Source organism: Mesorhizobium sp. B2-4-15, assembly GCF_006658505.1.
Classification (GTDB): domain Bacteria; phylum Pseudomonadota; class Alphaproteobacteria; order Rhizobiales; family Rhizobiaceae; genus Mesorhizobium.
The window spans coordinates 52,625-61,854 of record NZ_VFUZ01000029.1 but is presented as its reverse complement, the minus strand read 5'-3'; the positions used below and the strand labels follow the sequence as shown (position 1 = coordinate 61,854).

9 protein-coding genes are annotated in these 9,230 nt (G+C 63.8%); 7 read left to right on the top strand and 2 right to left on the bottom strand.

Annotated features, from left to right (window positions below):
• Positions 1–249: 249 nt before the first annotated feature.
• Complete coding sequence (locus FJ930_RS25860) at positions 250–627, bottom strand: ester cyclase (protein ID WP_141840643.1); 378 nt, start codon at positions 625–627, stop codon at positions 250–252.
• Positions 628–714: 87 nt separating this feature from the next.
• Positions 715–1,608 carry a LysR family transcriptional regulator gene (locus FJ930_RS25855; RefSeq protein ID WP_141840642.1) on the bottom strand — a complete coding sequence of 298 codons (894 nt, stop codon included), beginning with the start codon at positions 1,606–1,608 and terminating at the stop codon, positions 715–717.
• Between the two features lie 121 nt (positions 1,609–1,729).
• On the opposite strand from FJ930_RS25855, the gene FJ930_RS25850 reads away from it, so the two are divergent.
• The 7 genes from FJ930_RS25850 (at position 1,730) to FJ930_RS25815 (ending at position 9,070) form a co-directional block, all read left to right on the top strand.
• Entirely contained in the window at positions 1,730–2,125 is a 396-nt protein-coding gene (locus tag FJ930_RS25850; RefSeq protein WP_141840641.1) for a cupin domain-containing protein, read from the top strand.
• A 16-nt stretch (positions 2,126–2,141) separates the two neighbouring features.
• On the top strand, positions 2,142–3,131 hold the full coding sequence (locus FJ930_RS25845; protein WP_141840640.1) for an aldo/keto reductase: 990 nt from the start codon (positions 2,142–2,144) through the stop codon (positions 3,129–3,131).
• Between the two features lie 273 nt (positions 3,132–3,404).
• Complete coding sequence (locus FJ930_RS25840) at positions 3,405–3,869, top strand: GNAT family N-acetyltransferase (protein ID WP_141840639.1); 465 nt, start codon at positions 3,405–3,407, stop codon at positions 3,867–3,869.
• A gap of 152 nt (positions 3,870–4,021) precedes the next feature.
• A complete protein-coding gene (locus tag FJ930_RS25835; protein WP_141840638.1) occupies positions 4,022–5,455 on the top strand; it encodes an aldehyde dehydrogenase family protein in 1,434 nt (477 codons plus the stop codon).
• Positions 5,456–5,807: 352 nt separating this feature from the next.
• On the top strand, positions 5,808–6,218 hold the full coding sequence (locus tag FJ930_RS25825; RefSeq protein ID WP_140611808.1) for an MbcA/ParS/Xre antitoxin family protein: 411 nt from the start codon (positions 5,808–5,810) through the stop codon (positions 6,216–6,218).
• Positions 6,212–6,910 (top strand): RES family NAD+ phosphorylase, encoded by a 699-nt coding sequence (locus tag FJ930_RS25820; protein WP_141840637.1) that lies wholly within the window; start codon positions 6,212–6,214, stop codon positions 6,908–6,910. The genes FJ930_RS25825 and FJ930_RS25820 overlap by 7 nt, the downstream gene beginning before the upstream one ends.
• Positions 6,911–7,111: 201 nt before the next feature.
• Complete coding sequence (locus FJ930_RS25815) at positions 7,112–9,070, top strand: tetratricopeptide repeat protein (RefSeq protein WP_181763467.1); 1,959 nt, start codon at positions 7,112–7,114, stop codon at positions 9,068–9,070.
• Positions 9,071–9,230: the final 160 nt, after the last annotated feature.

Genomic DNA, 9,230 nt, shown 5'->3' with positions numbered 1-9,230 from the left:
ATTTTTCCGAACGATCTTGGCAATAGCCAGGGCTGGCGCGGCCCCTCATCCGCCTGCCGGCACCTTCTCCCCGTATAGGAACGGGGAGAAGGAAACTGGCCACGACCTCGGCGCCCTTCCTGCAACACTGATGGTTGGCGAAATCGCCGATGAGAGCGCCCTTCTCCCCGTCAATATACGGGGAGAAGTGCCCGGCAGGGCGATGAGGGGCGGCGCTAATGCTCCGGATCTAGGGCGAACAGGCCGAGACTAGAGCTGCGCTTCGATGGCCGCCTTGTCGATGACCGACCAGACGTTCCTGATGCGGTCGTTAAGGAATTCATAGAAGACGTTCTCGCTGAAGGAGACCTTCTTGCCGTTGATGGGCAGGCCGAAGAAGGTTCCCTTCGGGGTGCAGTTGAATTGGAGGCGGCTGGCTATGAACGGCGGCTCGGAGATCATGAGCTGGACGTCGAAATAGAGGTCCGGAATGTCCCGAAAATCCCGCTCCAGCATGTCGCGGTACCCTGACAGCCCGACCCGGTCGCCATTGTAGTGCACCTCGTCGTGGACGAAGCGATGCAGGCTTTGCCAGTCCTGATTGTTGAGGCAGTCGATGTAGCCTCGATAGAGATCGGTTTCGGTCACGGTGATGGCTCCGGATTCGTCTGATCACGTTACGCCAGGAAGATAGGAAGATAGAACGACCACGGGTGCAGTCCAGATGGGCTGCGGCTAGCCCCTGTACCGCAGTGCGTCGACCAGCAGCGAAAAGGCCGGCGTCGCCTGGCGGCGGCTGGGGTAGTAGAGATGGTAGCCCGGGAAGGGCGGGCACCAGTCGGCCAGCACTCGCACCAGCCGGCCGTCGGCCAGTTGCGCCGTCACCTGGTCCTCGGGCAGATAGGCAAGGCCGAAGCCGGCCAGCACCGCATTCATGCGCAGCCCGGCCGTGTTGAACACCAACTGGCCCTCGACGCGCACCTTCAGTTCGCGTCCGGCCTTTTCGAATTCCCAGGCATAGAGCCCGCCATAGGTCGGCAGCCGCAGATTGATGCAATTGTGGGCGGTCAGGTCCTGCGGCGCGCGCGGCTTCGGCCGGTTGGCGAAATACGCCGGCGATCCAACCACCGCCATGCGCATGTCGGGGCTTATGCGCACCGCGATCATGTCGTGCGCCACCTGCTCGCCCAGCCGCACGCCGGCGTCATAGCGCTCGGCGACGATGTCGGTCAGGCCGTAGTCGACGATGATCTCCACCTTGATGTCGGGATAGTCGGGCAGGAATTTTGCCAGGGCCGGCCACAGGATCGTGTCGGCGGAATGCTCGCCAGCGGTGATGCGGATGGTGCCGGCCGGCTTTTCGCGCAACGCGCTCAGGGCGGCGAGTTCCATCTCGATCTCGTCGAGCCTTGGGCCGACGGTGCGGGCCAGGCGCTCGCCGGCATCGGTCGGCGAGACGCTGCGCGTGGTCCGGGTGAGAAGCCGCAAGCCCAGCCGCTCCTCCAGCGCGCGCACCGTGTGGCTGAGCGCGGACTGCGAAACGCCGAGCTTGGCCGCCGCCCTGGTGAAGCTCCTTTCCCGCGCGACGGCAAGGAAAGCGGTCAGTTCGTTCAGATTGTCTCGCGGCATTGATGAGCATTTTTCATAAGTACATGCCGGATATAACAGCTAATCCAGTTTAATCGCAGGCCCTAAATAGGCATCACCAAAGCCGGTGTTGGGATTGCCCGGCACAAGGAAGGACCAAGAAATGTATATCAAGCGAAGCGGCTCGCAAGCCTCCGGCAAGGGCCCTGACGACTGGTTCACCGGCACGGTGCGCATCGACCCGCTGTTTCAAGTCGTCGCGCCGTCCTGCGCGGCTGGCAATGCCGTCACTTTCGAGCCTGGCGCGCGCACGGCATGGCACACTCATCCGCTCGGCCAGATCCTGATCGTCACCGCCGGCTGCGGCCGTGCGCAGCGCGAAGGCGGTCCGATCGAGGAAATCCGGCCGGGCGACGTGGTTCGCTTCGAGCCGGGCGAGAAGCATTGGCATGGCGCGGCGCCCACCACCGCGATGACCCATATCGCCGTCCAGGAATCCCTCGACGGCAAGGCCGTCGACTGGATGGAGCATGTCAGCGACGCGCAGTACCAGGGCTGAGCAAAGGAGAATGACAATGCAAAAACGCATACTTGGAACCGGCGGCCTGGAAGTTTCGGCCATCGGGCTCGGCTGCATGGGCATGAGCCAGTCATACGGGCAGCCGATGGAGACGCCGGATGCCGTCCGTCTGATCCGCTCCGCGTTCGAGCGCGGTATCACCTTTTTCGACACCGCGGAGGTCTATGGGCCGTTCAAGAACGAGGAGGTCGTCGGTGAGGCGCTTCAGCCAATCCGCGACCAGGTGGTGATCGCCACCAAATTCGGCATCGACATCGCCGGCACGACCGGACATGAAGGCATGGACAGCCGGCCGCAGCATATTTGCGACGTCGTCGAGGCTTCGCTCAAGCGGCTGAGGACCGACCGCATCGATCTCCTCTATCAGCACCGCGTCGATCCGGTCGTGCCGATCGAAGAGGTGGCGGGCACGGTGAAGGACCTGATCAGCCAAGGCAAGGTGAAGCATTTCGGCCTCTCCGAGGCGGGCGTGCGCACCATCCGTCGTGCCCATGAGGTGCAGCCGGTCGCCGCGCTTCAAAGCGAGTACTCGCTGTGGTGGCGCGAACCCGAGGAGGCGATCCTGCCTGTCCTCGAAGAACTGGGCATCGGCTTCGTGCCCTTCAGCCCCTTGGGCAAGGGGTTCCTGACCGGCGCCATAGACGCCAATACGAGGTTCGACAGCAGCGATTTCCGCAACACCGTCCCGCGGTTCGCGGAGGAGGCCAGGAAGGCAAATCAGGCACTGGTCGATGCTATCGCCGCGATCGCGGCCGAGAAGAAGGTGACCCCGGCACAGGTCGCGCTTGCCTGGTTGCTGGCGCGGAAACCGTGGATCGTCCCGATCCCCGGGACGACCAAGCTCAGTCGCCTCGAGGAGAACATCGGATCATCCGCTGTCGCGCTGACGGCGGGCGATCTTGCCAACATCGAGAGCGCGGTTTCGGCGATTGCCGTGCAGGGAGAGCGCTATTCCCCGCAACAGCAGGCGAGAATCGATCGCTGAAACGCAACCCGCGTGAGGCTCGCCGGACTATTCGTTTCGCCCGGACGGCGGTATTCGCCATGAGCCGGTATTGACGTCCCGGACTTCCTGCTCCAGCTTGGCGCCATGATCGCTTTCGCGTCCGCCAGTACCAAGCGACGCCGCTCCGATGTATCGCGTAGCGGGACGCTGACCATGCGACGACGAATATCGGCAGAATAAATCCGGTTCGTTCGTTTCCAGCCCCGCTCACCTGAACAGGTCGGCGGGGTTTTTGATGTCTGGAGTGTTGAGATGACAAACAAGTCCATCCGGTTTCGGCCGGCCGAACCGGCCGATGCCGCCGCCATCCGCGACATCGTGCGGGCCGCCTATGCCAAATGGGTGCCGGTGATCGGCCGCGGGCCGCTGCCGATGCGCGCCGATTACGACAAAGCGGTCGCCGAACATCCGTTCGACCTTGCCGTCGAGGCGGATCGCATTGTCGGGATGATCGAAACCATGCTGGCCGACGATCACCTCTGGATCGAGAATGTCTGCGTTTGGCCGCAGGCACAGGGCAGGGGCATTGGCGGGCTGTTGCTGCAGCGGGCCGAGCAGAAGGCGCTCGAAGCAGGCCGCCCCGAGCTTCGCCTGCTGACCAATGGCGCCTTCGAAACCAATGTGTCGCTTTACAAGAGGCAAGGCTATGCGATCGACCGCGAGGAGCCGTTCATGAACGGAACGACGGTCTATATGAGCAAGAGGCTGGCAGGCTGAAGCGGCCGTTCCGCCCCAATTGCTTGGCTCAATGACTGGGCTCGCTGGCTTAACCAGTTCGGGGATTGCGTTTGACAGCGCCGTTTGCGCATCGTTATTGCAAGCCCCATATCACGGCCGGAGCGGCCATGCGGCGCACCCAGGAGAAAACCATGTCACACAATCTGCAGTTCTATATCGATGGCGCGTGGGTCGATCCGGTTGTGCCCAGAACACTCGATGTCGTCGATCCGTCGAATGAGGACGTCTTCGCGCAGATCTCGCTCGGCTCCAAGGCCGATGTCGACAAGGCGGTGGCCGCCGCCAAGCGCGCCTTCAACACATACGGCTTCACCTCGGTGGAAGAGCGGCTGGATATCCTCAACCGCGTCATCGAGGTCTACAAGAAGCGCAGCAAGGACCTAGCGCTTGCCGTGTCGCGCGAGATGGGCGCCCCGCGCCAGATGGCGCTCGACAGCCAGGTCGGCGTCGGCCAGGCGCATCTGGAAAAGATGGCCGAGGTGCTGAAGAGCTTCCAGTTCCGCCACGTCAAGGGGTCGTCGCTTATCGTCAAGGAACCGATCGGCGTCGTCGGTCTGATCACGCCGTGGAACTGGCCGCTGAACCAGATCACCTGCAAGGTCGGCCCAGCACTTGCCGCCGGCTGCACCATGGTGCTGAAGCCCTCGGAAATCGCGCCGCTCGACGCCATCATCTTCGCCGAGATCATCGACGAAGCCGGCGTGCCGAAGGGTGTGTTCAACCTAGTCAATGGCGACGGACCGGGCGTCGGCCAGGCGCTGTCCAGCCACCCCGATGTCGACATGATGTCGTTCACCGGTTCCACCCGCGCCGGCATCCTGGTGGCCAAGGCCGCCGCCGACACCGTCAAGCGCGTGCATCAGGAGCTTGGCGGTAAGTCGGCCAACATCCTGTTCCCCGATGTAGACCTCGCCAAGGCCGTCACCAAGGGCATCGCCGGCTGCTTCAGCAATAGCGGCCAGTCCTGCAACGCGCCGACGCGCATGTTCGTGCCGCGCGACCGTCATGACGAGGCCGCCGGCTATGCCAAGGCCGCCGCCGAGAAGTTCACCGTCGGTCCGGCCGATGGCGCCGACACCAAGCTCGGCCCTGTCGTCAGCCAGGCCCAGTTCGACAAGATCCAGGACCTGATCCAGGCCGGCATCGATGAAGGCGCCACGCTGGTTGCGGGCGGCCCCGGCCGTCCGGCCGAACTCAACCGCGGCTACTTCGTCAGGCCGACCGTGTTCGCCGACGTCACCCACGACATGCGTATCGCGCGCGAGGAGATCTTCGGGCCGGTGCTGGCGATCCTGCCCTATGACACGGTCGAACAGGCTGTCGAGCAGGCCAACGATACCGTCTACGGCCTTGCCTCCTACATTCAGGCCAAGGACATCCAGAAGGCACGCGATGTGGCCGCGCGCATGCGCTCGGGCAATGTCTACATCAACTACCCGACCTGGGACGCCGGCCTGCCCTTCGGCGGTTACAAGCAGTCCGGCAATGGCCGCGAATACGCCGAATACGGCCTTGAGGATTTCCTCGAGATCAAGGGCATCGCGGGGTACGAGGCGGCTGAGTAGGCATCGAGTACTCGCGCGGCGCGCGACTTTCCGCAAGTAGCCAATCGCCCGAGGCGGCGCTGCCCCTCATCGCCCTGCCGGGCACTTCTCCCCGTATAGTGACGGGGAGAAGGGGCTTGCCGCGACGTTGTCGCCTTTCCTGCAACGCTGGCGATTGGCGAAATCGCCGATGACTAGACCCCCTCTCCCCGTCCTGTACGGGGAGAGGGTGCCGGCAGGCGGGTGAGGGGCGGCGCCGGCTTTGGTCATTGACGGCCTCCCATTGCAAGGGGTTTGCTCCCAATGGTTGCGCACATCTCCTTGCCAATTGGCGGATACCTGCTATATATCTGCCAATAGCGGGAGCAAGAAAATGCAGCTTCAGTCCATTGTCACCACACCAGCCACGGTCGGCAGCGCCATTTCGGATGAAGAGGCGGGCGCCCTGGCGCGCACCACCGTCAACCTGTTCAAGGCGTGGAACCTGACCGACCTCGAAGCCTGCATCCTGCTTGGCGGCATGTCGGCGCGAACCTGGGCGCGGTGGAAGGAGGGCGGCATAGGGCGGATCGACCGCGACCTGCGCACCCGCATGGCGCATCTGATGGGCATCCACAAGGGCCTGCGCTATCTCTTCACCGAACCGGCGCGCGGCTATGCCTGGATCCGCAAGCCGAACGCCACTTTCGGCGGGCAGTCGGCGCTCGACCTGATGCTGCGCGGCGAAATCTCCGATCTTGCCGCGATGCGCGAATGGCTCGACGCGGAGCGTGGTGCATGGTGAGTGGGCTCGCGGTCCGGCGCCGCGTCCACTGGCCCCAGACTTTTCGGATCATCCGCTCCATCCATCCGCCGATCGACCTCTTCGAGGACATTGCCGACCCGCGCGACTGGGAGGCGCTGGCCGCGGTCGAGGAGAAGACAAATCCGCGCATAAGACTCGAGATCGGCGATCTCGGCAAGGTGGCGGCGGCGAGGCGGGTTTCCGGTCCCGGCGCCAGCTTCGTCATGGCGCCCTTCGTGCATTGTTCGACGCTGCGGCCCGGCCGTTTCTCGGATGGCAGCTACGGCATCTACTATGCCGGCGACAGCGAGGATGTGGCACTGGCCGAGACCATCCACCACCATCAGAACTTCATGCGTGCCACCAACGAGGATCCGGGCTGGACGGCTGACTTTCGCGTGCTGGTCGGCAGCGTCGACCGCGACCTCGACGACGTCAACGCGGTGCCCGGCGTGCTCGATCCCGACGACTACACCGCTTCGCAGGCGGAGGGGCGGGCACTGCGGGCAGCGGGCAGCGACGGGCTGGTATGGAATAGCGTGCGCATGCTGGACGGGCAGTGCATCGGCATCTTCTGGCCAGACGTCATCACCGTGCCGGTGCAGGGCCGGCACTACAGCTACCATTGGGACGGCGGGCGCGTGGATTTCGTGCGCCAGCACGATACGGGCAAGGTGCTGGCGGTGATCTGAGGGCAGCTCCCCAGCGGGCGCGATCAACGCCGGTCGCGAAAGGCTGCCAGGCATCGCGCAACCGAAGCCCGACTTGTCCTGATTTCTTTGCGGTGCCGACTTGCGCAGATCAAGAATTTGCTTGATCAAGTTGCGGAACGGCCAGCAACCCGCAAATGTGATCCAAGTTCTGCCCACATGGTTATTCATCGAAGTCGACGGTTGGTTGAAAAGATGCGGCGGCCGGGCGTTTGTGCCGGCATCGTGCTGGTGCTCGCTGCTCCCGCCATGGCCGCGAACAGCCACATGGCGGATTGCGGCAGCGACAAGGTCACAGCTCCGAACCGGATCGTGGCATGCACAAATGTGCTGGAAGACCAGGCCGCGTCGGCAGGCGACAGGGCGCTTGCCTACTTCAATCGAGCCTATTTGCTGGACAGCACCGGCCACTATGACCGCGCCATTGCGGACTATGACAAAGCGATCGCGTTGGACCCGAAGGACGCTGCCGTCTACAACAACCGTGGCCTCAGCCGGAGCCACAAGCAGGACTACGACCGCGCCCTGGACGATTACGGCAAGGCGATCGACATCGAGCCGAAATTCGCCCTCGCCTATGGCAACCGGGGCCTTATCTGGAACGACATCAAGCACGACTATGCCAAGGCCATCGCCGATTTCGACAAGGCGATCAGCCTCGAGCCCAACAATGGCGGCCTCTACAATGTGCGAGGCAACGCGTATCTGCGCGCGGGCGATTACGACAGCGCCATCACCAGCTACAGCCAGGCGATCTTTCTCGCCCCGGAGGATCCGGACCAGTATTTCAACCTTGGGCTGGCCTGGACCTCCAAGGGAAATCTGGAACGCGCCATCGCCGACTTCAGCCAGGCGATCAGCCTCGATCCGAAACATGTCCAGGCCTATCGCGGGCGCGCCGACGCCTGGGTCAAGCGCGGCGACAGTGACCGCGCCCTGTCGGACTACGACCAGGCAATCAGGCTCGATCCCGGCGACGCCGAGACCTTCCGCAACCGCGCCGGGATTTGGGAGCGTAAACGGGACTACGACCGCGCCATCGCGGATTACGATAAGGCGATCGCCATCGCTCCGCACGATGCGGCGGCTTACAATGGCCGCGGCTGGATGTGGGCGCTGAAACATGAGACCGACCGAGCCATCGTCGACTACGTCAAGGCAACCGCCTTCGATCCGAACTATGCGCTGGCTTACGACAATCTGGGCCTGGCGTGGTGGGACAAGGGCGACCTCGATCTCGCCATATCGGCCTTCGACCACGCGCTGACCATCGACCCCAAATATGCGGGGGCCTATAATGGCAGGGGGCTGGTGCGGATGGAGAAGAACCAGTACGAGCTTGCCATCGCCGACTACAATGTGGCGATCCTGACCGACGCCGGATTTGTCAGCGCCTACCGGAACCGGGGCAATGCGTGGAACCGGAAAGGCCAGTTCGACTACGCCATAGCCGACTTCGACCAGGCGATCAGCCGCGATCCAAAGGATGCCCGCGCCCATATCGGCCGGGGCTACAGCTGGATCTACAAGGCGGACTTTGCCAAGGCCGTCGCCGACCTTGACGAGGCGATCCGCATCGAACCCGACCGCGCCAGCGCCCATGACGCGCGCGGCTTGGCCAAGGTCTACAAGAGCGACTATGCCGACGCCTTGGCCGACTATGATGAAGCAATCCGCCTCAGCCCGAAATATGCCGGTGCCTACCAGAGCCGGGCCATCGTCAGCTTCTATTTCGGCCCGCCCGCCAAGGCACAGGCCGATTTCGAGCAGGCGGCCGCGATGAAGGCCGGGGATTCCTACTACGCGATCTGGCTCGACCTTGCGCGGCGGCGCAACGGGCAGCCCAGCATTCTTGCCGACGCCAGGCTCGACATGACGAAATGGCCGGCGCCGGTGGTTCGGCTGCTGCTCGGCCAGCAGACCCCGGAGGCGGCGCTCGCCGCCGCCGACGATCCGGACGCGACGAAGAAAAGCGAAGAGGTCTGCGAGGCGAATTTCTACATCGCGGAGTTCCAGCGGCTGCAGCACCACGATGAAGAGGCCCTGCGGCTCTACCGGCTCGCTCTGGCTGGTTGTCCCCGGGACTTCATCGAAGTCACCGCCGCGACCGCCGCGTTGCGCGCCATGGGCAAGGCGCCGTGAGGTGCGTTGGCTCGACCGGCCAAGCGAACCAGGCGCTGATGCAAGGCAAAACGGGCCTCTAGTCTTATGCCAGTCTTACGCGCACGTTGTATTGTTGCAGATATAATGAGGACCACATCTGTTTAACCAAAGGAAGTGCGGGGCTCCCGACGTCGGGGCA